Below are 26,450 nucleotides of genomic sequence, written 5' to 3' on the forward strand. Positions count from 1 at the left end.
TACCTAGTCAAATCAACCCCAACCCAGCCGCCAGCTTGATCAGCGACGCGGTATTGGATACTTCGAACTTCATTAACAGGTTCTGGCGGTGGGTATTGACTGTGGTGACGCTGACGAAAAGCTGCTCGGCGATCTGGGGGTTAGTAAGTCCTTCTGCGATCAATATTAATACCTCCTTTTCGCGTCTGGTTAAAAATGGGACGGTTTTCGGAGGGGCGGAGGAAGTAGCCTGATCAAAATTGACATTCATAAAATATCCCCCGGCCTGCACCTGCCGGATCGCTTCCAGGATATCTTCTTTTCCCGAACTTTTGATCAAATACCCCGACGCGCCGTTCTGGATCATTCTCGACACATAAGCACGCTCGTTAAATGTGCTCAGCGCCAGCGTTTTTACATTTGGATATTGCTCTTTAATTTTTTTACAAAGGTCTATTCCGCTGATGTCGGGCAGGTTAATATCCAGAAAAGCAATATCTACTTCGTTGGTTTTGAGAAATGAAATAGCGTCGATCGCATTGGAAGCGGTTCCAACTACTTCAATACCTTCACAATCAGTCAGTAATGATTTCAAACCTTCCAGTACCAGCGGATGGTCGTCTACGATCAGGATCTTGATACTCATGATAAAAGTTTAATAATCATTTCAGACTTCAATTTCGACCAATACGGAAGTGCCCTCGTCCGGCGCGGACTGAATATCAAGCCGCCCGTTCAGATAATCTACCCTGGCCTGCACATTCCGGAAACCGGCTCCTTTATTCTGTTCCAGCGCAGCCACGTCAAATCCTTTGCCATTATCTTCAACAGTAAGGCTCACAATATGATCGACTTTGGTGAGCTGCACCTGCACTTCGGTGGCTTCCGCATATTTCAAAACATTGTTCAAAAGCTCCTGAACAATCCGGTAGAGGACAATCTCCACCGAAGAATCCAGACGTTTTTCCAACCCGAAATGCTGCATGGTCACTTTCAGTGTCCCCGAAGTACTGATACCGTCGCAAAAATCTGTGAGCGCGTCAATCAGTCCGAAGCGGACGAGCGTTTCGGGCATCATACTGTGTGCCACGCGGCGCATTTCACCAATCGCGCCGTCGAGCTGGTTGAGCGCCCGCGTAAACGTCAGCGCGCTTTCCTCGGGCAGAATTACATTTCCTTTCACAGAATTGAGCGTTAATTTAATACCTGACAATAACCCGCCCAGTCCGTCGTGCAGATCGCGGGCCACGCGCGTTCGTTCCTCTTCCTGACCTTTCAGAATAGAATTGGTAGCGACAAGCTGCTTTTCCTGCTGCAGCTGCGTGACCTCGTTTTCCGCAATCCGCTTCCTGATCACAATGTTCCTGTAAATGAGCATTGCGATTACGAGAATTACGATCAGACCGCCGATCAGACCATATATCAGCGTATTTCGCGTTTGCTTTTCATTTTCAAGAATGACGATCTGCTTTTCCTTCTGGGCCGTTTCGTATTTAGTATCCAGCTCCTGAAGTTGCTTTTGAACATCGGCTCCCTGTATGGAATCATTTAGCAGCACATATTTCAATAAATAATCATAAGCCGATCGATGCCTGTTTTGCCGGTAGAGGTCGGTCGCATAATCCTCATAAAGTTCGATCAGATGATCTGTCATACCATTTTCCTCGGCGATTTTCAGTGCCTGCTCGGTATATTCGGCGGATAAGTCAGTCTGGTTACTGTCCTCGGCTACAAACATCAATGCCCGTAAAGCTTCCATTTCCAGGAACACATTGCCTGATTTTCTGGCCAGTGTCAGCGCTTTTTCACCATAATTCCTGGCATCATCAAGCTTTTTTCGTGCGCGATTGGTTCGGCACAATCCTGTATATCCCTGAATCACAAACATATCCGCGCCAATTTTTTCTGCTATCACAAGTCCTTCCTTGAAGTTTGTTTCGGCTTCCTTATACCTTTTCAGATTGAAGTAAGTGTTGCCGATATTGGTGATCAGATCGGCAAGTTGCAGACTATCTTTCTGCTGCCTGGCAAGCGCAACTGCCTTTTGCTTGTAAGTCAGCGATTTCTCAAACAGGTTGGCGTGTTCAAAAGCCGAGCCGATATTCACATACAAGCGCGGGAGATATTGTTTTGATCCAAGCTTTTCGAGGATGCCGGCCGATTGCTGGTAGTATTTTATCGCCTCTGTGAAATTGCCGAGATAGGTATAGCTTGCCGCAATATTGGCCTGGCTTTTTGCCATATTGAGCTGGCTTTTCATTTCACGCGCGATCACCAGACTTTCCTTATTCAGTTTCAGTGCCTGCTCAAATTTCCCTTTCATGTTAAGAACGTAGGTGTAATAGGTAATGTACTTGAAGCTCCCCGCCGGATAGTCCAGCTTTTTGCTCAATTGCCCCGCGAGCAGGTAATATTTGGCTGCGCTGTCCAGATTTTCATTTTCCAGCAACTGACCGTAGTCAATATAAGCGAGGACACGGTTGGTATCCTGCCTGCTGGACTGAATACGTTTCAAAATAGCTTTTGCGTCACTGTTTTGCGCGGTTGCATCCAGGCATAGCAGGACGAAAAATGCTGCTTTCAAAACTGATTTCATAGATTATCGGAGGAGTTGAGCTGAAATTGACATTTGCAAAATTCCTAAATAAATCATTTCAATAATATCCTATAAAAGCATGATTTTTCAAATCTCCTGCTTTTATACGATTGATTGACAAAAAGATGCGGGGCTACCTTTGCATCATCGGATTGGGAACATTTGCATTCTTTATCCGAAATCTAGTTAGCCATGAAAAAGTTTTTTGCATTCGTACTCTCAGTCAACCTATTTTTTTCTTGCGTAAATGAAAAGAACAAAGACAAGCCGCCCGCTCCCGAGCCAGCCGCACAGATCGCCGGCAGCTACAGAGTGACTTTGTTGAAATTCAATGGCAAAAATGTGCCGCTGAATGATACCGACGTGTTATTTCAGCTGGACCGGCTTTCTGACAAAGTAGTAACGGGAAAAATGAAGGTGGTACTGGGAGGAAAATCGGTGCCGGACGAAGACCTGTGTAACCTGTATCTCACCCGTGCAGGTTATGCAGGTATTGATCTCTTCGACCAGACTGAAAAGATCGGCCATATTGATAAAACCAACCGGCTGCACATTTTGGTTATTTTTGAAGGCAGAAAGGTGGAAATAGTGGCTGTGAAAAAATAAGAGTTACCGGCTGCTACCCGAGATCGCCGCCGTACTTTCACTAATTTTTCTTTGATAGGTTTGCAACGGGACTGTCTGAATATAGCCTTTTGTACCATCTTCGAGCTGCACCCGATATCCTTTCGACATTTCACCAATAACCCGAAAAACAGTGTTTTGAGGCAGCGACCGGATCAATTCCGTTTTTTGAAATTGGGCGGATGTAAACAGGTTCGCCTTTCTTTTTAGCGTAACAGTATCTCCCAGCCATTTGGACATTTCGGGCAGGCCGGGCACTTTCTCAGGCCTGTCATTAATAAATGGCAGAGGGTTAACCGCGCCCTGGCCGCGCTGGTATATTCCGAAATGCAGGTGAGGTGCAGTAGTGATCGCATTGCCCGTATTTCCGACGAGCCCCAAAGTATCTCCCAACATGACCCGCTGGCCGGTTGATACCAGCTGACTATCCAGATGCGCATAATACAACGAATAGGGGCTGGAAAGAGACGAGAGGAAAACTACTTTTCCGCCTAGATTATTCGTGCCTGTCTGTGTGATAAAGCCGCTTTCAGAAGCCACGACGGGCGTACCTCTTTTGGCGCGGATATCGATTCCCTCATGGGAGCGTACTCCACCATCGCGGTCGGCGCCCCAGAAGCTCATCACGTCGCCCATGCCGCGGCTCGCGACGGGGAATGCGAGTGAGGGTAAGGTGGTGAGAGAGAGCGTCACCGTAATCTGCTCACTCAAACCTGTTTGCAGGCGCAATAGCAAAGTGTCCTTGTCGTAGTTCGTGTAAGTGAGGGACTGTCCATCCTGGCGCAGGTAGTCCATCCGCTGCGTTTTACCATTTTGTTTCACTTTATATAACTCCACAAAAAGGCGGCTGCTGGAATCGCTATCGGCGCGATTTGGTGTAATAATCAGTCTTCTTCCCTCGGGAATATGAAGGCGGATCGCCTGCGCCGGTACCGAATCACCCAGGAAAAAACGCTCCTGATACGGCGCGACCGAGAATATCGAATCACGCAATACCGTTTCACCGACGCGAAACCAGGTCTGTCCGGCCTGGGTTTTTTCCATCTTATCCTTCAACAAATCCCGCTCATAATGCTCCTGCGGCGTAACCGGAAACCAATGCGAAACCGGCACCGGCTTACAACCCGCCAGCACAGCCAACACCAACAAAATCAGGAAACTGCTATTTAATATCTTCATCATTTCAAGCTCACGTTTCAGCCGTCTGCTAACAAATCCATGCCATAGGGAAGGCGGATTCGAGGGAAGAAAACCATTTGAATACTTTGCGGAATTCATTCTGCAAATCTTTTATGATAGCGTATCCGGAATTGGTTAATATCATCCACGAGACACATCAGCTCATGCAGGATAGTACTGCGAAAGCGATCAATAAATACCTTACTATACGGAATTGGCTGATTGGTTTTTATATAGTAGAGTTTGAGCAGAATGGGCGGGACAGAGCAGCGTATGGTGAGGGGCTTCTTCAAAAGCTTGCAGAGTCTCTAAGTCAAAATTCACTTTCCTACCGGAATCTGAAACTATTCCGGCAGTTCTACTTTTCATATCCGGAAATAGCTCCGGTTGTTTTCTCTCAAATTGAAACGCTGAATTCAGGTATGATACCTGGGCAAATTAGAAATCTACCATTATCAAATCTGCGAGACTCAATTGGGCAATTGCCGATTGCCCAATTGAACCATACTTCTAAGATCAATCCCGAACTGCTAATTTCAAGATTGTCTTATACACATTTGGTGCAACTCTTTCCTATTGATAATCCGGTAAAACGGTCATTTTATGAAATTGAATGCATGAAGAGTAACTGGACCGTCAGTGAGTTGCGGAGGCAGATCAACACGCTTTATTTTGAGAGATCGGGAATGAGTTTAAGACCAGATAAAATGGAATTCGCTACAAAGGAATTGAAAGAGAAGCCACAGATTGCTGACCTCATCAAATCTCCTTTTACATTCGAATTTTTAGGATTTAAGTCAAAAGATGTGGTCTATGAAAATGATTTGGAGCAGGCGCTTGTCGATAATCTGGGAGAATTCTTGATCGAATTAGGGCATGGTTTCTGTTTTGAGGCTAAACAAAAGCGCATTATAATCGGGGATGAATATTTTTTCGTCGACCTTGTGTTTTATCACAGGATATTGAAGTGTCACGTCTTGATTGAATTGAAGACCAATGAATTAAAACATGAGCACATCGGCCAGCTGAAAACGTATATTAACTATTATAAAAAAGAAGTAATGGCCACGGATGATAATCCTCCTGTTGGCCTTTTGCTTGTTACTGATAGGAATAAGGCGCTGGTTGAATACGCGGTTGCAGATAGTGATTTGCCGCTATTTGTAAGTAAATATCTCGTTGAATTGCCTACGAAAGAGCAGCTGGCCATTTTTATTCAAAAGGAACTACTAAAATCATAAAAAGGGGTATTTAGGACAAAAAATTTCTATATTGGCAGACGCTTCAATTCTTTTCTTACCAAGAATATCTCGCAGCCATGGTACAACTAGGTCTTTTGATTACGAATAGGCACCGCTTGCTCAGCGTGGCGGCTATTCTGGATGTTTTTGAATCAGTTAACGGGTTTTGTGAAGAGGCGGGGCAGGAGCCGGCGTTTAACATTACGCTGCTTTCCCCCGACAAAGAACCGGTTCAATTTTATGGATCGTATTCCATGCAACCTATTGGTGGTGCTCCAAAGCAAGATCTGATACTGGTGCCTGCATTTGGCGCTGGTGATTTGAAAACGTCGATTTCAGCTAATCTGGCGTGCATTTCGTGGCTTAGCGAGCAGCATAAGAACGGCGCTGAACTTGCGAGCTTTTGTACCGGCGCATTCCTGTTAGCTGCGGGTGGTTTGCTGAATGGCCGCGAAGCCACAACGCATATCGATTCAGCCCAGGCGCTGGCGACGAATTTTCCGGATGTGATCATGAAAAGCGACGCCGTGGTGACCGACGACAGAGGTATATACACAAGCGGCGGGGCAACCAGCAGCTTTCATCTGATGCTTTATCTCATTCAGCATTACTGCGGGAAAGAACTCACTTTGCGGACTGCCAAAATGTTCGCGATCGATATGGATCGCGAGCAGCAGACATATTTCGGGACTTTCAGCCCGTCTCTCAACCACGGCGACGGATTGGTAAACCTTGCCCAGCAGAAAATTGAAAAGGAATACCAGGAAGGAAGTACCATCGAGACTCTTATCCAGGATATTCCAGCGAGCCGCCGCAATGTGGTGAGAAGATTCAAACAGGCGATTGGCGTAACTCCGATCGAATATTTGCAGCGTACGAGAATAGAGGCGGCTAAAAAGTTGCTCGCACAAACAGACCAAAGTGTATTGGAAGTAATGCTGAATTCGGGTTATAATGATCTGAAATCGTTCAGACAACTCTTCAAGAAAAGCACCGGCGTGACCCCCAAAGAATATCGTGATAAATTCAATATCGCCCGGCTTGAAAGCAGCGCGCGACTTGAAAGGCGCATTGCCGGAACAGCATATTAACAAAAATGGCCTGATTCGTCAGGCCATTTTTGTTTAGTTTAGTTTCGCCACTTTTCGGAACGCGTGTTCCTGTTCCTGGCTTACTTCTACAATGTACATGCTCGCCGGAAAGTGTGCGATATCGATCCGGTGTGAAAATTTGTTACCCGGCTTATTCACCTTCGAAGTGTGGTGCAGGCGGCCTGTCGCCGCTTCGAATATCTTGATCTCTACCTGTGTGTTCTTTTCGTTTGCCAGATCAATGCTAATAAAGTCAGTGGTAGGGTTGGGGAAGATAGTAACTTCGGCGTGCAGCACTTCTTCAAGCACAGGCGCTGCAATTTCGGTCGCTGCTACTCTTGCATTTGAATTGTCGGCTATTACAAAAATCGGCGTTTCGCCAGCTGTAACGGTAACTTGTCCATCAACGATCGGCAGTTGCTGTGAGCTCATATTGTTACTACCAACCTGCGGCGTGAAGACTTTCGCTACGCCCGCTTCATTCAGATTCAGGGTATACTCCGCTGTGCGGCCAATTTCATCCGGCACGGTCAGAACGTACATCGATTTTCCGTCCAACTCGTAACGATCAACGATAGGATCTGCGTTCAGCGTTTCCTTGTAGCGGTAGTTTCCAAATTGTTTATTGACCTGAAAAAGATAATCCGCAGCGGGGCGACGTGTCTGGTCGGAATTGAGCAGGCCGGAAGTCCCGAACATGCCTGAACCGTTGTTGTCGTCATACATTTGATAGTAAAATACTTTTTCAATCCCCGATCTTGCCGAAACAAGAGAAGTTCTCAATATCCAGTCAGCCTGGGTAACCAGTTCCGATTTGCTACCGATCGCGATCGCTTTCAAGGGACTTCCCTGATTGATATCATAACCCGTTTCGGTGATCCAAACCGGCATATCCTGAGAAAATTCGTGGGCTGTTTTTACATAATCATCAATAATTTTCTTTGCATTGATATTCTCTGGCGCGGTACCACGCGTGGAAGTACCGCTCTGGGTCATAGTCGAATTGTCGATATACAAATGGAAATTGACAATATCCCAGCACAGATTCACGCTTCCGTCGGACTTGTAACCGCGGAATTCCCTGCACCAATCCACCATTCCTTTGATATAATCTGACCCGGTTACCAGTCCCGCGATCACCACTTTCATATTCGGATCAGCATTTTTTACACCAACACCAGCTCCCATTGTGTTTTTATGACCATCATAAAATGCAGATAAATTAGCGGCATATTCCCGCGCAGTCTGGTACGCTTTGCGGCCCTTCCACCATTTGTCACGCTCGTTGTCACATTCAATGTATTTGACAAGATTCAAACCAATCTTAACCGAATTTGGAACGTCGTTATACCACCTCGGCGTACTGTGCGTACTCAGTAATGCAGGATCCACAGCTGTGTTACTTCCATACCTGGCCGCATATTGAAAGCCCATTTTTGCCTGCTCAATATAAGATGCAGGCGCAGCAAAGTCCATTCCGAAACGAACAGGCGTATTTTCATTGTCACGCTCGCCTGCCGGGTAGCTGTCCAGCATCCAGCCGGGAAGTGTTTTAAGGCAAGCCAATACTTCTATATTTTCAGCCTTACAACGCTCGTAGATCGCATCGTAATTCCAGCCGCCGGATATAGTCGGGTTGTAGGAATAAACGCCTTCCTGCGATTCCAGTTTTTCCCAGTCCATATAATGCCGGAAGCCGGAAAAGCTTTTTGCCGCATTCATCAACGGCTCGTTGATCACCTGTGGGTTGTTACCTACCTCGAAATTCCACTCATAACCATTTACACCAAAAGTATCCCCCAACCGAACCGATTTATGAGGAACCGGCGAAGCGCCTTGTGTCGGTGGCGTATACGTGCCGTAAAATTCTATTTCCGTAGGCATTACACCCTGGATCCTCAGTACCAGGTATTTGATATTGCCGACAACTGCATTGAGCTTAAACTTTTCTTCGTCCGAAAGCTGCGCATCCGGGTAAGGTCCAACCCAGCTATTGTATTCATATCCTTTAAAAGAAGCGATTTCAATGCGTTCCCAATTGCTGGTGATCACTGATAAAGTCATCGGGGCCTGTGCCGCCGAGCCTTCGTGATCGAAGAATTTAATGCTTTGCAAACTCATTTGCTCACCTTCCAGTAATGGGTAATAGGCTTCATAATCGTTCACTACTTTCCCCCAGCCGGTATTCACACTTACTTGTGTATTGCCGTCAAAAAGCGGTTCCAGTGAACTGGCCGCATTCGTAAGCTGGTACCACCTTTTGCCGTCGATCGTGATCTTGTTAGAAGGAGTAGAGGGTGAATCGGGATGAACCTCTTGCGTACGCGAAACGGGAGAGGCAGCGGAAAAGGAAGTACTCTCAGTTTGTGAAGCAGTAATAAGCGCGCTACCCTCGCCAACAACGCTGGCCTGCCAGTTTGATCCCGCATTTGAAACAGTGATCACAGCAGTATTGGAAGAAGAAAATGTGATCGGAACCTCGGTATTGGTACTTGTGGCTGTTAATGTAAATGGCCCGCTGGTAACGCTTTTGGCAGGCAGCGCTTCAAACGAAATCACGCCGGCTGGTTTCTGCACATTTACAGTTTGCACATCAAACCAATTAAAGTTAAAACCGCCCCTGTTTGCATATAAACGCAGCACCTGATGTCCCGCCGGCAGGTTCAGTGTGTCGCTGAACGTCGCATAACTTTGCCAGCCACCGGTCCAGGGTATATTAACCGCCCCCAGCACATTGCCCGACTCATTTTTAATCTCAAATAATCCATTACCCTGCGCACTTGCCACACGAAGATTAAATGCATACGGTCCGGCGGCAGGAACGTTTACGTGGTAATCCATCCAGTCACCATTATCAATACCGCTCACATTCATCGTACCGTCCGAATCATTAGAATTTTCGGTCTGTACATTATAAATGTTGTGAAATTCTTCCGCCTGTATTTTTCCTGGGATATTGTGGGTCAAAAGGGGCACGGTACCCGCTACTTCAAACCAGTCAAAATTGAATGCGCCTCTTGTAGCTTGCAGTCTGATAATGTTGCTTCCGGCTGTGAGCGTGGCGGTTGTGCTTACTGTAATATAGTTTTGCCAGCCGCCTGTCCTGGGTATGCTCACTTGTCCGAGCGAAGGCCCGCTGCCGTCTTTAACCTCGATCAGTCCGTCGCCCCACGCATTGGCCACCCGAAAGAAAAACGAGTACGTACCCGCAACGGTCACATTTACATTGTAATCCAGCCAGTCATTATCGTCAATATCAGTAACATTCGCTCCGCCACTGGCACCCTGCGCAGACTCATTTCTCACATTACTTGCCAGCTCAAAATTCTCACTTTCCACTTTACCAGGCAGGGATATAGCTGACGGAGTTGCCTCAAACCAGTTGAGTGCAAAAACGCCGCGCTCTGCATAAAAACGAATGGTTTGATCTCCGGCAGGCAGTAATGCGAACATATTCACAGTTGTCCAACCCTGCATGCCACCGGTCCGCGGAAGTATTCTCTGGCCTAAAACAGTACCGTTTGCTCCTTTGATCTGCAAAGACGCATTGTCACTGAAACCGTTGGCAATACGAACTTTGAAAGTATAAAATCCTGCGGAAGAAGTGTTTACGTGGTAATCCACATAGCTGCTGTCGTTCATCCAGCCCACATCCAGTCCGCCGCCAGCATCTTCTGTGGCTTCTGTTCCTACACCGGAAATCGCGTCATAATTTTCAGCTTCGATTTTCCCCGAGAGGGCACGGTAAGTTTGTGAGAAGCCATTGACGCCCGTCACAAGCATGACGATGATAAGTAAAAGATGTTTCATATGGAGGAGAGGTAAAACTTACTGTGAATATAGTATTTGTTCGTAATGATAGCTAGGTGAGATTTACAAATAAATGAACGATCGGTCTGAATAGGGTTGCAGATATTCCTTTGCGCTCAATAGTAAGCCTAATACCCAGTTTTAATTGTCGCAGGTATTACTGTATATGTAGAATTTTTTCTGGAGGTGATAATAGACCCTGTGTATTTTGTGAAGAAGTAAGGCCAAAAAAATGACCTTCGTTGGAAGGTCAGTTGAATGCTGGAATATCTGGTTCGCCGCCTGGCTCTCTAATAGGTTCCACTTCTGGTATCCCCGGCTCGACCGGCGGAATCCCAGGATTTGGTTCGATAGGCGGCGTTTCTGGCTCTCTCTCGAAAGGCGGGGTTTCTTCCGGAACGTCGGGAGAAGGCACCTCGGGTCTCGGGTCAAAAGGCGGGGTCTCTGGCAGGCCCGCAGGGTCACCGCCCCCGTTGCTCGGAGCGTCCCAATAGTTAGCTGCCATTTGATAAATATCCATGATCTTGTTGTTGAAGTGTAACTTGACGAAGAGGTTTTTAAAACAATTGTGCCTGATTTATTGATCCGCGAAAATTAAACAGACTTAATTCCGGATTTTTTGCGGATATACTCGATATTAGAATGGTACACTGACGAATCGACACAACTATGCAAAATTTCAATGTACGGTACCACGATGGAAAAACTGCGATTGTAAACGATGCGACACTCACATTGATGCCCGACCACTGGCTGATCCGGTTTACCGGGCCGAAAGGAGAGTCGCGGACAGTTCGATGGGAGGTAAATCGCATTGTTACTGAGCAGGGTTTTACCAATCTGTGTATTTTCAGGTACCACGATTTTTCTGAACAAACCGTTGAATGCAAGGAGGAAAAGCTTCCTCAGATTCTGAGGGAGGAATATCCGGGAACCACGTTTTTTAGAAAAAAGGTCTCCAATACGATCTTGAAAAGTCCGCTGACACTTGTCGGATTTTTTATTCTGCTGATTGGACTACTGGTCGGAATATACTTTATTATCCTGCCTTTTGCAGCGGAGAAAATCGCTGCACGTATTCCTCGGTCGATGGAAATCAAGCTGGGTGAAACGTTATATCAAAATGTCATTTCGGGCTATAAAAAGGATGAGCTGCTTTCAAAAAAGGTAAACGATTTTGCCAAAGCCATCGATTTTCAAACTACCTACCCGATCCGGATCTCGGTGGTTAATAAGAAAGAAATAAATGCATTTGCGCTTCCGGGAGGTCGTATTGTGGTTTTTGATGAGATTATTAAAAAAATGAAAACAAAAGAGGAACTGGCAGCACTGCTTGCCCACGAAGTTTCTCACGTCCACTATCAGCATTCACTTAAAAGTATATTCCGCAGTATGGGCGGCTATTTGTTCATATCACTCCTATTCAGCGACGTTTCGGCGATCGTTGCGATGGTGGCCGAAAACTCGAATATGCTGCTCAACCTTACTTACTCCCGCGCATTGGAAATCGAAGCTGATAGGAATGCCGGTAAAATTTTCAAGGCACAGGGTATTGGGATGAAAGGATTGGTCGATCTTTTTAAAGTGCTGCAAACCGGCGGGCAGGAGGAGACCAACCGCCTGCTCAGCACACACCCGCTCACCGACGAGCGGATACGAAATGCACTGGCACTGGCGCGGGAGCAAACCGATATTCGCGACCAGTCGGAACTGCAAAATCGCTGGATAGAACTGAAAGCCACCAAATAAACCGCCCAATGGCACTGTTTTTGTGGTTATCGTTAAAAGAAATGACTAACTATGAAAGCGTTAACCAAAGAAGGACAGCAACACATTTCGGAGATTGCTGAAAAATATAATTTAAAAACGGAGTCTGTGGAAAGCCTGCTGAAAGCAGTTATCAATGGCGGCGGGGCAATGGCGCAATTCGATATTGCCGAGCTCGGCGGACAGGGACAATGGATGCGGGGCGGCATGACGATGGTAGGGGATATGTTCAATACTTCGCTGCGTACTACCGTCGACAAGGTTTGCAACGAGGTTTCTAATCTGGTTACTTCCAAGGTTTTGTTCGAAGAATCAGCCGATCTATCTAACGGATCACATGCTTCGCGTGAAGGTTACCAATCACACGCAAGCGGCACGTGGCCGTCGGTTTTCGGGAACCCAACTTCCAGCGGATCGCAGAACAACTTCCGATATGCTTACTTCTCGCCGGTGCACAGACTGGTGATCGATGAGAATGGGAAAAGGACGATTTATGATACCAAGCATCATCTGATCACGGGCATATCCCAGCAGCAGGGTCCAGGCAATTCGCACAGATTCACAAGCCAGGACGGTCCCGTCGATTTGTCAAGTTTGCCTGTAATCTCAGATCGCGGGGACGAATCCTCACCTGGCAGTTCTTTGCAGGATAAACCATCACAACCGACCCCTGAAATCGCCTACGACGTTACTTCTACGGCCGATTTACGATCGGAACAATCGGCAGGCAGCCCGCAGGATATTATAATCGCTACGATCGAAAGGATCAATGTGTTGTTTGAAAGAGGGCAGATTACGGAAGAGGAATTCAAGGCGAAGAAGCAGGAATTGCTGGCGCGATTGTAAAAGGTTTTTCTTGTTCAAAAGGCAGTAGCGGCCGGGAGTTTTCCTGGCCGCTGTTGTTTTGGCTACTGCTAAACTAAGGGAGTGGACTGCTTTTGTCATCAAAATACTAATATTCAATGACAAACCTTTGGTTCAATCAAAGCAGGGATCTCTTTTATGAACCTAGCGGTTTACAATAACCTTTCGTGAGGTTTGTTGATCATTTTTATAAGTAATGACGAGAATATACATTCCTGGAGCAAGGTTGCTCACATCCACAATATTCTGGGTTGTTGTTAAAACTAACATCCCAACCGTTGTCAAAAGTCTAGCATTTTTCATCTCATTTTCATCATTGATGTCAATGATTAGTTTGTCGGACACTGGATTGGGATAAATACCAATCTCCTGTTCATCTGAGATCGAACTAAGCCGTTTTTCGGTCATTTGTAAATGACGAGCTGTTACATCCTCGGGCACAGGTGCAATGGAGGCCCCGGCAAGATAGGCTGGTATGTATCGCCAGGGGCCGAAAACTTGTCCAGTCAGCGCAGTTGTTGGATTGTACTTCACCCGCACCCTGACTTTGGTAGACGAGCCTTGCTTATTGATCAGGCTTTTAAGCTCTGTTCCCATTGTTCCAAGATCAGCAAATAATCCTTTTCCAGAGAACTGCGTGCTGGTAGTAATGGAATTGTCAGTACCCCTGGAAAATCCCTGATTTTTAGGTTTTGTCTCCCAGAAAAGGCAGCCTTTACTTCGTCCGATGAAAGATTTGATAAAAAGTCCAGCCCCAAAATTGTTTTTGGCGAGTTGGGCTTGGTTGATTGAGGTGGTTAGGTTGGTGTTATAGAGGCGGGGATTGTTGCGGAGGTTGGTACCGTTGCTATTTCCATAATGGATGTAAACCATCCCTTCATTGATTTGACCATTGTCATATTGGTGAGCTCCCATCATAATATCGCTAAATCCATCCCCATTGATATCTCCACCTCCTGATACTGAGTTGCCTAGAAACGCACTCTCCTGATTTCCCTCTTGTTTCGCAGAATAGCCTAAATTCAACCCAGATTCGGAGCCTTGATAAATAAATACCGCGCCTTCATTAGGCTGACCATTAGAATATCCTACTGCGCCAACCAAAATGTCTGAGTAACCATCGCCATTAATATCTCCTGCTGCTGACACGGATGAACCAAAATAGCTATTTTCGATATTGCTTTCAATTATAGTTGGAGTAGCATTAAGCCCTAATGTCGATCCATAGTATACATATAGTGCTCCTTCTACATACTGACCTGAGGCGAAATGACTGGCGCCTGCAATTAAATCCATATATCCGTCTCCGTTAATGTCACCTGCTTCTGAAACGCTGCTGCCAAGACGAACCTCAGTCTTATTTGCTTGAAGAATTAGGTCTGGATTAGCGCTAATTCCGGTCGATGAACCATAATGGATCATAATTGCACCTTCGTAAGCTTCTTCCTTCGAATAAAAAGGACTACCAATAGCGACGTCATCAAAGCTATCTCCATTTACATCACCGAGTCCAGTGACGACACCCATCAAAAAGCCGTCAGTGCTACCATCAATTTCAGTTATCATATTTGTGATTATGCCATTTGAAGAACCAAGATATACGAATGCCATTCCCTCTTCAAATTCCGGAGCTCCTACAACAACATCCCCATAGCCATCACCATTAACGTCACCAGCGCTCGCTACTGAATTTCCAAAGCGTCCGTCCTCGATCTGTTGTTGTTCTATTTTATATTCCACGTTACTAATTATGCCCTGAGACGAACCGTGGTAGATAAAAACAGCACCAGCGTTGTTTTCCCCGTAAAGCGGAACTCCAATAATTATATCTCCATAACCATCACCATTCACATCTCCAGCGGAAGCAATGCTTCCCATGCGCGCATATTTCTGATTGCCTTCGATAGTAGTAACCGGCATAGGATTGAGCCCGAGCTGCGATCCGTGATAGATAAAAACTGCTCCCTCGCTAGTTTGTCCATTATCATATCCGTCTGCCGCAATACCAACATCATCATAACCATCACCATTAACATCTCCAACGTGCGCAATCGACCAGCCCATTTGGGCAAACGGATTACTTCCTTCCAATTTAAAAGGAATTGATGAAATGCCACCAGCCTCCCCATACCAAATAAACGCTGCCCCTTCATCAACTTGCCCCTTGTCATATGCAATTGATCCCATCAGCACGTCGCTATATCCGTCTCCATTGATGTCTCCTGCACTGGCTACACTGTTTCCAAGTTGGGCATTGGCCTGCTCGCTTTCGAATTTGGAAACAGGAATGGTAGATAAACCGATTGCGGAACCTTGATAAACGAATGCGGCCCCTTCATTACTCTGTCCATTGTCATAAAACATGGCGCCCACAATTACGTCTGCATATCCATCACCGTTTGCGTCGCCTGCACTTGCCACCGAAGATCCTAATTGGGCCTCTGCCTGATTTTTCTCTAAAACGACGGCAGCCTGTGCACCAATACCTGCCGCCGAACCATAATGCACAAACGCAGCACCTTCGTTGAGCTGCCCTTTGTCATACATATTGGCGCCTGCGATGACATCGCTGTACCCGTCACCGTTCACATCTCCGGCCGTGTTGACTGTGTGGCCCAGATAAGCATTGGCCTGATTACTTTCCAATGTAGCCGCTGGTGAATTTGAATTGATACCTGCTGCCGAGCCGTGGTAAACAAACACAGCCCCTTCATCGGTTTCTCCTTTATCATAGAGCCGCGCCCCGACCACTATATCGCTATAACCATCCCCATTTACATCGCCCGCTCCGCTTGCAGCAAAGCCAAACATCGACTCGGATTGGTTTTGTTCGATGAGCACCGGATTTGCACTCAACCCGGCAGAAGATCCGTGATATAGGAAAACAATACCTTCATTGGTTTGTCCATTATCATAAGCTCGGGCGCAAACCAACACGTCACTATAACCGTCTCCATTCACATCTCCTGCCAGTCCGACGGTATTGCCCATATTAGCCTCTGCCTGGTTACTTTCTAGAATCTGCGAAGCCACTTTATTGATTCCCTGCGCTGAACCCAGGTAAATAAATGCCGCTCCTTCATTGCTTTGGCCCTTATCATACATGTGCGCACCAATGACAATGTCGCTGAAACCATCTTTATTAATATCCCCGGCGGAAGAAACAAATGCACCGAACCGGGCCTCTTTCTGATCACATTCCAGCATTACCGGCGTAGCGACATTTATGCCTGATGCGTTGCCATAATACAGAAAAACAATCCCTTCATCGACTTGACCATTATCAAATTTAGAGGCGGCCACCAGCACGTCGCTATAACCGTCGCCATTTACGTCGCCTGCACTTCCCCCCGAACTTCCCATCCATGCGCCAGCCTGGTCGCCCTCAAGTGTCGCTTTCGCATTGGAAGGATTGCCCTGTGTCACAAGTGGATCGATCGTTATCGGATAGGTCGCATCGTCTACAATCACGTTGATGACGATCAAGTCGTTTTCCAGACTCATCGAGGATTCAAGAATAGCTCCATTCGCATCCCAGCATTTAAGGTCTTTGTAGCTAAGTTCTTTTACAGTTTGCCCGTTTTCGTTTTTGGTGAAAAAGTTGAGTTCGTTATTTTCCAAATCTTTAACCTGCATACCCTGAGCCGATAGCTTTACAGTAAGCTCCTTGCTATCAGCTGGTGCATTTTCGATAATGAAATTTTGGCGGATACCTTCTTCATTATTGATGAATTCTTCCTGGAAACCTGAATGCTTTATCAAAAGCTTATTGTCCAGAGTTTCGGTTTCTGCGTTCATCTGGGCCTTGTACATCAATTTTCCATCCGCAAAAACACCTTCGTTTGCAAGTCTCAGTTCAAAATTTTGTCTGGCCGAATCAATGCGGTTCTTGATAGTCAATGTTCCAGGCTTATAATAAGCCCGCAGGTTATGCTGTCGGTTTGGACTTTGCAGTGACTTTTTCAGATCATCGAAAGAAATGTTGTATTCGCGCTGTGAAATGCTTTGCTGAATACTGGCAATAGTTTGCTGTGAGGGACCTTGCTTTTCCGCTTCATTATGGTGGCTTGGCTTTGTTTCCGGAAACTCAATATTAAAGTCCCATAAACATGTAAGCGCTATCATTGCGGCAAGTGAAAGTGCTGCAATAATGGGGTAGAGATAGTTTTTTTGCATCGGATTCTGATCTAAGATTTAAGCTAATAGCTAGCCGTATTCAAAATTTAAAATTCAGAGATGAGATGCAGCAATTAATGATTGAACGGTTGGTATAATTATCAGACGTAGAGAATATTAGGTATTTAAACAAAACAAAAGCCCCCGCTACAAATGCAGCGAGGGCTTTTAAATTGAACCTTAACTAATATTAATATCTGTAAGTCTCTGCTTTGTACGGACCTTCCAGAGAAACGCCGATGTAGGCAGCTTGTTCGTCTGAAAGCTTTTCCAGTTTCGCACCTACGTGGGCAAGGTGGAATGCAGCTACTTTTTCGTCCAATGCTTTTGGAAGTACGTATACTTTTTTCTCGTAAGCAGCTGTGTTCGTCCAAAGTTCGATCTGAGCCAAAGTCTGGTTAGAGAATGAGCAGGACATTACAAACGAAGGGTGTCCCATTGCGCAGCCCAGGTTAACCAAACGGCCTTCCGCAAGGATGATGATGTCTTTTCCTTCAACAGAATAGATATCAACCTGTGGTTTGATCTGAGATTTTGTATGACCGTAAGAGCTGTTCAACCAAGCCATATCGATTTCATTATCGAAGTGACCGATGTTACAAACTACGGCTTTGTCACGCATTGCAAGGAAGTGACGATCTGTAATGATCTTGTAGTTTCCGGTTGCAGTAACGAAAATGTTCGCACGGGTTGCAGCTTCGTCCATTGTTACCACTTCAAAACCGTCCATTGCAGCTTGCAGCGCACAAATTGGATCGATTTCAGTAACCAATACACGGCAGCCAGCGCCACGAAGCGACTCCGCAGAACCTTTACCTACATCACCGTAACCAGCTACAACAGCTACTTTACCAGCAAGCATCAGGTCAGTTGCGCGACGGATTGAATCTACCAATGATTCGCGGCAACCGTATTTGTTATCGAATTTTGATTTCGTAACTGAGTCATTTACATTGATTGCAGGCAAATGAAGCGTTCCGTTTTTCAGGCGGTCGTACAAACGAAGTACACCTGTTGTAGTTTCTTCTGAAAGTCCTTTGATACCGGCGATCAGCTCAGGATATTCGTCGAAAACCATATTGGTAAGGTCGCCACCGTCGTCCAGGATCATATTCAAAGGCTTACGATCTTCGCCGAAGAATAACGTTTGCTCAATACACCAGTTGAATTCTTCTTCGTTCATGCCTTTCCACGCGTAAACCGGGATACCTGCTGCTGCGATTGCCGCTGCTGCGTGATCCTGCGTAGAGAAGATGTTACATGAAGACCAGGTAACTTCTGCACCCAAAGCCGTCAAAGTTTCGATCAGAACCGCAGTCTGGATCGTCATGTGCAGACAGCCTGCCACGCGGGCACCTGCCAATGGTTGTGACGGGCCGTATTCTGCGCGGATCGACATTAAACCTGGCATTTCAGCTTCTGCCAATGTAATTTCTTTGCGTCCCCACTCAGCCAGTGAGATGTCTTTCACCTTGTAAGGAATGTACGTTTCTGTTGACGTTGCCATTATCTGGTTATGTTAATTGAAAATCTATTGGAAGCCACAAAATTAAATATAAATACCACCGGAATGAACTTTGGTAGATGATAATTGTCGTTTTGAGTCGGAATTTGGATTTTTTATCTGTTTGAAGCTCTTATAGTTGTGCATCGTGGAAATATCAGCCGCGTTGGGCAGGTCAGAAAGATATTTTGTCTTTCAAGTTTTCAGATCACTTGATTCGAAAAACAGATTATCTGAATAACAGCGATTTAACCCTTTTTCGCAGCGATTCTGGAACAACCGTGCGCAAAATGTGTGTAGGCAAATACACCTTGTAAGAATAGCCCGTATTTGAAATCGGCCTGTGATTGTAGCTGCTCTTCACCTTTTGGCCTGTTTGAATATCAGTAATCTCCCGGATATTAATGCGTTCGATCGCCATATCTGTGAGCAGGGGCGCATAGTACACGCAATCTTCGAAGTAATAATGGGTTACCTGGCTGTGCCGTGTCGCACCTGGTCTTTCAATCTTGTTCCCGCCATGCAACAAATTGGCCGACCAGATAATCGCCTGCCCTTTTTTAATATGCAGCGTCTCGGGCGTCAGTTTCTTTACTTTTACAAACTCCTCTATAAAATCTTCATAAGACTGGTAATTCCTGGAAAGTGAATCCTCCATCGACTTGCTGGCCGAGCCCATGATTCCCATATCCAAGAGATTATAAATAGGATATTTGTGGCTTCCGGGGTAATAATGCAGTGGCCCGTTATCCTGTTTGACATCTTCCAGAGCGACCCAAACCCCGCACATAAACCGCTGCGGAATGCAGTCGAAATGTATCGTGTCGCTGTGCGTGCGTTGCTGGGTACCTACATTGAAGTTGAGCGTTTGAAAAGGAATAGGCTTCTTCCTGTAAAGTACTTGCAGGAGGTCCAGGATCTTTGGAGCGATCGCAATCTGGCGGACTTTTTCATTTTCCTTCCAGATATCCTGAATGCGGGTCGATTTCCTATTACTGAATTCACTCAATAAGCCTTCCCGCGCCTCATCCAGCAGCGTTTCCGGAATTTCGGGGTCAATGATCAGGTAACCATTTTCTGAGTAAAAGCGAACTTTCTCTTTCATTTCGGGAGATAAGTCGGATTTCTCAAGTTCACTTTCAAAAAACGGGGATTCGGTCCATGGAGAGTTGTGATGCATAGCTGTAAGTTTGGTGGTAAATGTTTGAATGTTAAATCATTATATTATCTAATAATTGTAAAAATATAGAGACGAATTGTTATTATGTTGATCTCGTAAAAGAATTAACCATGTTTTTATTTAGCGCAGAAACTCTTTGGTTGTACTTATATTTTCGCACGGATTGTTGCTATTATGCATGAAATCAATGCCGTTTGTCGATAATTCCTCTATGTATGTCTACCCACGTTTTCGTGCAGATCTTCGGACGTTGAATTAATTATATTTGTACATGCGCCCAAACGTCCCGATACTTTCTGATCCGGTCAATAAAAGAATTCTTTTGCACGTAATGTTCTGGCTGGCTATTCTGATAGTCCTGACATTTATTTACGGGGCGGGAATGCCGGATTACTGGTTGACGATAGGTATCGTGGGGATGTTTCTGCCTATTCACATCCTATATTTTTACTGCATTGCCTACGTACTGATCCCCCGATTTTTTAACCGAAAGAAATACCTCGCTTTCAGTTTGTGTATGATTTTGTGCGTCATCGTTTCGACGCTCCTTTTCCGGCTCATGGAAATTCTCGTCGCCGACCCGATCATATTCGCGGTAGTGAAAAAGAATGACCCGACTTTCGACTGGATCAAATTGCACGGCACGTTTACCGAGCAGCTTTTCAAGCCGGTATATCTGATCAGCGCATTTGAGCAAACCAATATTTTCGTCTGGATAGCCTTATCCATTAAATTTTTCAAGATGTGGTTCGAAAGAAGGCAGGCTGCCATGGAAGCAGAGCTTAACTTTCTCAAAGGGCAATTGCACCCCCATTTTCTTTTTAATACCCTTAATAATCTTTACGCACTGACCCTTACCCAATCCCCTCAATCGCCTGCTGTGGTGATGGGGCTCGCGGAGATATTGCGTTATATGTTGTACGAGGCAAATACCGATGTGGTAGAACTGGAAAGGGATATTCGCATCGTGGAGAGTTACATCAAGCTTGAAAAGATCAGGTACGAGGAGCGCCTGGATATTAATTTCAGTATCAACGGACTTGTGCCCGGACAGAAAATAGCACCATTACTGATACTTCCGCTGGTCGAAAACGCATTCAAGCACGGAGCGAGTGAGCAGGTAGGGCAGGCGTGGATCAATATCGACCTGCGGATTAAAAACAATATCCTTAAATTTAAAATCTCGAACAGCAAACCGGAGGATACTATTAAGGAAGACAAAAAACACCACGTGAGCATCGGTCTGGCCAATGTGAGGAAACGAATGGATATTTTGTATCCATCTGCTTATCAGCTGCGTATCCTGGAAGAGGAAGATGTATTCGCCGTCATTCTCGAAATTGAACTCGACAAGCGTCTTGAACTCTGAACCGCCATGAAGATAACCACAATCCTGGTAGACGATGAGCCGCACGCGATTGAAGTGCTGGATAATTATCTGGCTAATTTCAATGAAATAGATGTTGTTGCGCGCTGCCAGGATGCTATTCAGGCTTTCCAGGTTTTGCAGCAGCAGAAAATCGATCTGATGTTTCTGGATGTAAAAATGCCGGGGCTGAAAGGTACCGATTTGCTAAGAAGTCTTAAAAACCCACCCAAAGTCATTTTTACCACTGCCTATCAGGATTACGCGGTGGAAGGTTTTGACCTGAATGCGGTCGATTACCTGCTCAAACCTATTCCTTTCGAGCGGTTCCTGCGCGCGATCGATAAGGTTTTTACGGGCATGAATATAAGTAACCAATCTGTGTCAGTTGCGGAGAAAAATCTCGTCAGCAATAAGGATATTTACCTCTACCTGAAAGTCGACCGGAAAATGGTGAAGGTGAATGTGAACGACATTTACTGGATCGAAAGTCTGCGCGATTATATTAAGGTTGTTTTAAAAGATAAAGTGCTGATCTCCAAGCAAAAGATCAGTTTGCTGGAAGAGCTGCTTCCCGAAGATAGCTTCATTCGCATCCACCGTTCCTTCATTGTTTCGGTGGAAAAAGTAGAAAGCTATCATTCCCACAAGATCGAGATCGAAGGCAAAGAACTCCCCATCGGCCGCAATTTCAGAAATGACTGCCAGCGCCGCTTCAAATTAATTTTCTAATTATTATCTATTTTTCTATATCTATTTATCTATATCTATTTATCCCCGGGCTGAAGCCCAGGGCAATTGATTTTTCTTTCTTCTTCCTCCCTTCTCCCTTACAAACGCCATTCGTCGATAAACGAAGTCGTTGATCGACAGTCACTAGCTAACCCTCTTTTTCGCCGCTTTTTCAACTTAAAATTGCAGCGCCATTAGAAAATGGTTGAAACAATTTCAAGTTAATAGCCAGTTAGCCATGTTAAAAAGTAAAAGAATCCTGCTCGCAGTCCTTTCTGTGGGACTGCTGATTGCGGGATGTAAAGACAAGGAAGATGTGAAGCCTGCCGCATCCCTCACCGCCCGCGCAGGTGCCGATCAGAATGTGAAAGTCGGAGATGTAGTGACACTCGACGGAAGCGGTTCTACGGATTCGGAAAACAAGACGTTTACGTACAGCTGGACATTTTCCAAAAAGCCGGCAGGAAGTACGGTAGCGCTGGCCAAACCAGCCGAAAGCAAAACAACCTTCACGGCCGACTTGCCCGGGGACTACGAGGTTGAAATCAAGATCAGCAACGAGCATGGACAAAGTACCGACAAGGTGCTTGTGACCGCTACCATGATCGAACCGATCGTTCTCGAAGTGAATATCAAGGACAAAAAAGTGCTGGAAGACCGGGTCGCCAATCCGGACATACCAGATTATATTGTCAATGCAAACGTTCAGGTGAATTCTGAACTGACGATCAAACCAGGGGTGGTAATCGCTTTTGCCCGGGATACAAGGCTAGAAGTGAATGATACGGGAGGTGTCCTGCTGGCAAAAGGCGATTCGACCAAACCGATCAGGCTGATTGGTAAAGAAACAAGCAAGGGATTCTGGGGTGGAGTTGTTTTCAGGTCTGCCAACGGGGCCAATGCACTGGAATATGTAGAGGTTTCCCACGCAGGCAGCAAGCCGCTGATCAATACCATAAAAGCAGGTATGGCGATAATAGGATCGTCCCGGGCGAATATCAGCATCAAGCACTGTTTGTTCCAGAAGAATGACGGCTACGGACTGTTTATTGAGGAAAGGGTCGTATTGACGGGCTTTGAAAAAAACACATTCAGTGAAAATACAGAGGCAGGGATCCGGCTTAATGCGGACAATGTCGCCGAGCTTGATGCCAACTCCATATTTTCAAAAGCAAATGGCCGGAATATTGTCGAGATCTATGCTTCCACACTTTCGAAAAACCTGAATACCGAAATAATCTGGGCCGGTTTTAAAGACAAAACTCCTTACCGGATCCTGGAAGGACTGGGTTCGGACGCCAACTGGAAACTGATGCCGGGCGTGATATTGGAAATGGGCCGCGGTGCAAGGTTGTCGATCGACGATGGTTACTTTAATGCCAAAGGCACTGCTGATTCCAAGATTATCATCAAGCCAGCCGAAAATGAACGCGCATATTGGAGGGGAATGATCTGCTATTCTCAAAACACAAAAAACCTGATGGAGCACGTGGATTTTTACGGCGGAGGAAGTATTGCACTTGTTTCGGGTAAAAAGACCAATATCGCAATCTATGGAGGCGGTGCGCGGATGGAGATCCGGAATTCCCGGATCGCGGGCAGCGGCGGCTACGGCATTTACGTGAATTACCAGGCGACTGTGAATGAAGATATTGAAACTGCAAATGTGTTTGCAGACAATGTAGAGGCGAAGTTGTTGCAGGAATAGCCGGAAATGGACGATCTTTTGATCCTCCTTATCTACCAAAATAACTCATAATCAAGACTTTATCAAGCAATGCAAAACACAGGAATTAAGCTTCTTGCAGTGATTTTAGCTATTGCAAGTTTGCAAATAGACAACAGCAGACAAAGGTCTTCAAGTCACCCGCTACCAGAAAAAGGATTTTGGGTAACTGAAACATCTCCGGAAAGGGACGTAACGATTGTGCGCTATTATGCGACGAGTATTGATCTCGTATCAGAAAAAACAGAGAAGGGCAAACTGAATATTAAAAAACGGTCGACCCGAAGATACCTTAACAAAAAACTGGGCGAGGAACTTGGAAAAGACTCGCTCAGTCAATCCATACCAAAACTTTATGAAATCAACTGAGCTGGTTCCTTTTATCAGGGTCATCGGAATAGTGCTCTATTTTTTCATTGCAGCGCAGGGCGCGTTCTACCATTTCGGGTTTGGTAAGGCGCTTTACCAGATCCCGTCGGAACATTTCATTGAGCTTCGTAAAGTGGTCGATCCGGTGGTCAGAAGCAAGTTCAAAGTGCTTTACCTCTCGGCGCTTGCGGTGATGTTTTTATGGTTTTTGCTTTCGGATAAAACGGCGGGGTTTTGGTCTTACGGCTTTGTACTGATCGCATTTGTGCTGTTGATCGCCGATATGGTGCTGATACTGAAATTCAGTGAGCCGGTCAACGAGCTGATCAACAGTGACCTTTTGAATACCGAAAAAGAGTACAGTAATGCAAGGTCCGAGTGGCTGAAATTTATCTTCATCCGAGGATACCTGTCACTGGCAGGCTTCTCAATGCTAATCGTCCACCTGGCATTCAAGCCGCGCTGACAATCCGAATTCTCGGGCGTATAGTAGTCAGGGTTAAAGTTTGTTTTCACTCAAAGTCCACAAGTCATGAAACAAGTAATCGATTCACTATCAAACCTATACAAGATCAAAGGTTTGTACTTGCTTCTTTTCGCAGCGATGTTACTGGTTGCGTGTGATACTGAAAAAGCAGTGCTTCCGAATGAGAATAACGACGTGCCCGACCTGTCGGCTATTATCCCTGCCAAAGACCAGCGTTTCACGTATAAACTTGTGGATAGCGACGGTGCAGAGACGCGGCTGGTAACGCGCGTAACCGCAGTCAACGATTCAGCTGGGATCAATGTGTTTAGTATAGAAAATAACTTTCAGTACGAAGAAGGCCCGCTGGTTTTGAAATACAAAGCTTTCAGCAAAGGCGGATTGACGACGAACGAAATCTCTACCTCGACCGGTCTCAATGCGATGATTGAATTCGTTAAAGGGTTTGCGACCATCAAAAGCTCGGAACTGACTGGTTTCCCGCAACGGCAGATTTTTGACAACAAAGGCACGGTAGATAGCAAAGTGACTTTCAGTAAAGACCCTATCCGGCAATATATGAAGCTCGAAATCCCTACTGAGGATGGGATCGTTGCTGCCGGGATCCGGAATGTAGTTACCTATCACGACGGAGAGGTGATTAAAGAAGAAAGCATTACTACGCCCGCCGGAACGTTCAAATGCAGCAAATGGGAATATAGCTACGATCTGGAAACTACCCTTACCTCTGAGCATTTCCCTCCTGAGGAAACGGCAGTTGTGTACACGGTGCACCTGTGGACAGCCCCGGGTATCGGTATCGTGAAATCAATTGAGGCCTCAGGGAAAGATGTGACGAAAACAGAACTACAAAAAATAGACAAGTAACATCGCCAGTCAAATGAAAAAGTCCAAACTGATTTTATACCTGGCAGGATTGATCTTGCTTGGGAATGCGTGTACAGACGATAAAAATCCGTCCCCCGACGAAGTGCGTCCTGAGGAAGGTTACATCACCGGGAAAGTCACCAATACCGACGGGACTCCGTTGAAAGGCGCCAAGATCGTTGCAGATAACACGATGATCTACGCTTCTTACTCGCTCGGTACTTCGGATGAAAATGGGAGTTACAAGATCCAGCTTCCCAAAGTAGGCACTTTTATGACTTCTGCTCAGATTGTAAAGGAGTATAACGGTCAGCGGTACGAGCTGGACCTGGATCCGGACAAGTACGAAGAGCTAAGTATTGATGGAGGTGTGAGGAATTTTAAATTCAAACTGACCGGCCCGCGTCCCGAAGGAGTAGGTCATTACGGCGCGACAATCGAAGTTAATAAGGCGATCATGACCGCGATCCAGGATTCGGAAAATATTGAATTCACACTGGAACCTGTCGGTAACCTGATCGATGGTTCGAAGGGAAAAACGCTAAAACTGAAACACGGGGCGCCTTACAGTCAGGATTACGGCCGTATTGTGGATGTGCCACTCGGCCGATATGTGATGACAGCCTATTATAATGGAGATGAGGGAAAAATGCCGCTCAAACTGCGGAAGCATTTTTCGGAAGATGATTATCTAAGTGAGCTCACCATCGATTTTGAGCCCTCGAATATGTGGGGGAAGAATATTGCTATTATCAGCTATTCAGAATGAGATCGATTGAAACTGATTAATAACTGATCAGATATTTAATGAATCAGACAACTAAATCAATCAAATATCTGATCAATATCAACAACCAAATAGCTCAAAGGTCCCCGGGCTGAAGCCCGGGGC

General features: G+C 45.8%; 20 protein-coding genes. 12 read left to right on the forward strand and 8 right to left on the reverse strand.

Annotated elements, in window-relative coordinates:
• Positions 1 to 7: 7 nt before the first annotated feature.
• Both LZG94_RS00475 and LZG94_RS00480 read right to left on the reverse strand, forming a co-directional pair.
• Entirely contained in the window at positions 8 to 625 is a 618-nt protein-coding gene (locus LZG94_RS00475) for a response regulator transcription factor (RefSeq protein WP_233789895.1), read from the reverse strand.
• A gap of 21 nt (positions 626 to 646) precedes the next feature.
• Positions 647 to 2,575: a sensor histidine kinase gene (locus tag LZG94_RS00480; protein WP_233789897.1), complete on the reverse strand. Its 1,929-nt coding sequence runs from the start codon at positions 2,573 to 2,575 to the stop codon at positions 647 to 649.
• Positions 2,576 to 2,767: 192 nt separating this feature from the next.
• Between LZG94_RS00480 and LZG94_RS00485 the strand changes: the two genes are divergently transcribed.
• A complete protein-coding gene (locus LZG94_RS00485) occupies positions 2,768 to 3,181 on the forward strand; it encodes a hypothetical protein (RefSeq protein ID WP_233789898.1) in 414 nt (137 codons plus the stop codon).
• A gap of 3 nt (positions 3,182 to 3,184) precedes the next feature.
• On the opposite strand, the gene LZG94_RS00490 is transcribed toward LZG94_RS00485, so the two are convergent.
• Complete coding sequence (locus LZG94_RS00490) at positions 3,185 to 4,381, reverse strand: M23 family metallopeptidase (RefSeq protein ID WP_233789899.1); 1,197 nt, start codon at positions 4,379 to 4,381, stop codon at positions 3,185 to 3,187.
• Between the two features lie 110 nt (positions 4,382 to 4,491).
• Between LZG94_RS00490 and LZG94_RS00495 the strand changes: the two genes are divergently transcribed.
• Both LZG94_RS00495 and LZG94_RS00500 read left to right on the forward strand, forming a co-directional pair.
• The gene (locus tag LZG94_RS00495; RefSeq protein WP_233789901.1) at positions 4,492 to 5,619 is read left to right on the forward strand and encodes a YhcG family protein; all 1,128 of its coding nucleotides are present in this window, start codon (positions 4,492 to 4,494) and stop codon (positions 5,617 to 5,619) included.
• Positions 5,620 to 5,696: 77 nt separating this feature from the next.
• A complete protein-coding gene (locus LZG94_RS00500) occupies positions 5,697 to 6,710 on the forward strand; it encodes a GlxA family transcriptional regulator (RefSeq protein ID WP_233789903.1) in 1,014 nt (337 codons plus the stop codon).
• 33 nt (positions 6,711 to 6,743) lie between these two features.
• On the opposite strand, the gene LZG94_RS00505 is transcribed toward LZG94_RS00500, so the two are convergent.
• Together LZG94_RS00505 and LZG94_RS00510 are read right to left on the reverse strand one after the other, a co-directional pair.
• Complete coding sequence (locus tag LZG94_RS00505; protein ID WP_233789905.1) at positions 6,744 to 10,520, reverse strand: carbohydrate-binding protein; 3,777 nt, start codon at positions 10,518 to 10,520, stop codon at positions 6,744 to 6,746.
• A gap of 250 nt (positions 10,521 to 10,770) precedes the next feature.
• On the reverse strand, positions 10,771 to 11,040 hold the full coding sequence (locus tag LZG94_RS00510; protein WP_233789906.1) for a filamentous hemagglutinin: 270 nt from the start codon (positions 11,038 to 11,040) through the stop codon (positions 10,771 to 10,773).
• A gap of 149 nt (positions 11,041 to 11,189) precedes the next feature.
• Between LZG94_RS00510 and LZG94_RS00515 the strand changes: the two genes are divergently transcribed.
• Positions 11,190 to 12,269, forward strand: a complete 1,080-nt coding sequence (locus LZG94_RS00515; protein WP_233789909.1) for a M48 family metallopeptidase — start codon at positions 11,190 to 11,192, stop codon at positions 12,267 to 12,269.
• A 51-nt stretch (positions 12,270 to 12,320) separates the two neighbouring features.
• A complete protein-coding gene (locus LZG94_RS00520) occupies positions 12,321 to 13,133 on the forward strand; it encodes an SHOCT domain-containing protein (protein ID WP_233789911.1) in 813 nt (270 codons plus the stop codon).
• Between the two features lie 162 nt (positions 13,134 to 13,295).
• Here the strand turns inward: LZG94_RS00520 and LZG94_RS00525 are convergent, their stop codons facing one another.
• The 3 genes from LZG94_RS00525 to LZG94_RS00535 form a co-directional block, all read right to left on the reverse strand.
• On the reverse strand, positions 13,296 to 17,327 hold the full coding sequence (locus LZG94_RS00525; protein ID WP_233789913.1) for an FG-GAP-like repeat-containing protein: 4,032 nt from the start codon (positions 17,325 to 17,327) through the stop codon (positions 13,296 to 13,298).
• A 190-nt stretch (positions 17,328 to 17,517) separates the two neighbouring features.
• Complete coding sequence (gene ahcY, locus LZG94_RS00530; RefSeq protein ID WP_233789915.1) at positions 17,518 to 18,834, reverse strand: adenosylhomocysteinase; 1,317 nt, start codon at positions 18,832 to 18,834, stop codon at positions 17,518 to 17,520.
• Positions 18,835 to 19,060: 226 nt separating this feature from the next.
• The gene (locus LZG94_RS00535) at positions 19,061 to 20,011 is read right to left on the reverse strand and encodes a phytanoyl-CoA dioxygenase family protein (protein ID WP_233789917.1); all 951 of its coding nucleotides are present in this window, start codon (positions 20,009 to 20,011) and stop codon (positions 19,061 to 19,063) included.
• A 271-nt stretch (positions 20,012 to 20,282) separates the two neighbouring features.
• Here LZG94_RS00535 and LZG94_RS00540 point away from each other — a divergent pair, with 271 nt between their 5' ends.
• The 7 genes from LZG94_RS00540 to LZG94_RS00570 all read left to right on the forward strand — a co-directional run bounded on the left by LZG94_RS00540 (position 20,283) and on the right by LZG94_RS00570 (position 26,327).
• A complete protein-coding gene (locus tag LZG94_RS00540) occupies positions 20,283 to 21,380 on the forward strand; it encodes a sensor histidine kinase (protein ID WP_233789919.1) in 1,098 nt (365 codons plus the stop codon).
• Between the two features lie 6 nt (positions 21,381 to 21,386).
• On the forward strand, positions 21,387 to 22,109 hold the full coding sequence (locus tag LZG94_RS00545; protein WP_233789920.1) for a LytTR family DNA-binding domain-containing protein: 723 nt from the start codon (positions 21,387 to 21,389) through the stop codon (positions 22,107 to 22,109).
• A gap of 238 nt (positions 22,110 to 22,347) precedes the next feature.
• Positions 22,348 to 23,817, forward strand: a complete 1,470-nt coding sequence (locus LZG94_RS00550) for a PKD domain-containing protein (RefSeq protein WP_233789922.1) — start codon at positions 22,348 to 22,350, stop codon at positions 23,815 to 23,817.
• A 69-nt stretch (positions 23,818 to 23,886) separates the two neighbouring features.
• Positions 23,887 to 24,204, forward strand: a complete 318-nt coding sequence (locus LZG94_RS00555) for a hypothetical protein (protein ID WP_233789923.1) — start codon at positions 23,887 to 23,889, stop codon at positions 24,202 to 24,204.
• A complete protein-coding gene (locus tag LZG94_RS00560) occupies positions 24,191 to 24,670 on the forward strand; it encodes a hypothetical protein (protein WP_233789925.1) in 480 nt (159 codons plus the stop codon). The genes LZG94_RS00555 and LZG94_RS00560 overlap by 14 nt, the downstream gene beginning before the upstream one ends.
• 66 nt (positions 24,671 to 24,736) lie before the next feature.
• Entirely contained in the window at positions 24,737 to 25,558 is an 822-nt protein-coding gene (locus LZG94_RS00565; protein ID WP_233789927.1) for a hypothetical protein, read from the forward strand.
• 13 nt (positions 25,559 to 25,571) lie between these two features.
• Positions 25,572 to 26,327, forward strand: coding sequence for a carboxypeptidase-like regulatory domain-containing protein (locus LZG94_RS00570; protein WP_233789928.1), 756 nt, complete (start codon positions 25,572 to 25,574; stop codon positions 26,325 to 26,327).
• Positions 26,328 to 26,450: the final 123 nt, after the last annotated feature.

The organism is Dyadobacter sp. CY343 (genome assembly GCF_021390335.1).
Lineage (GTDB): Bacteria > Bacteroidota > Bacteroidia > Cytophagales > Spirosomataceae > Dyadobacter.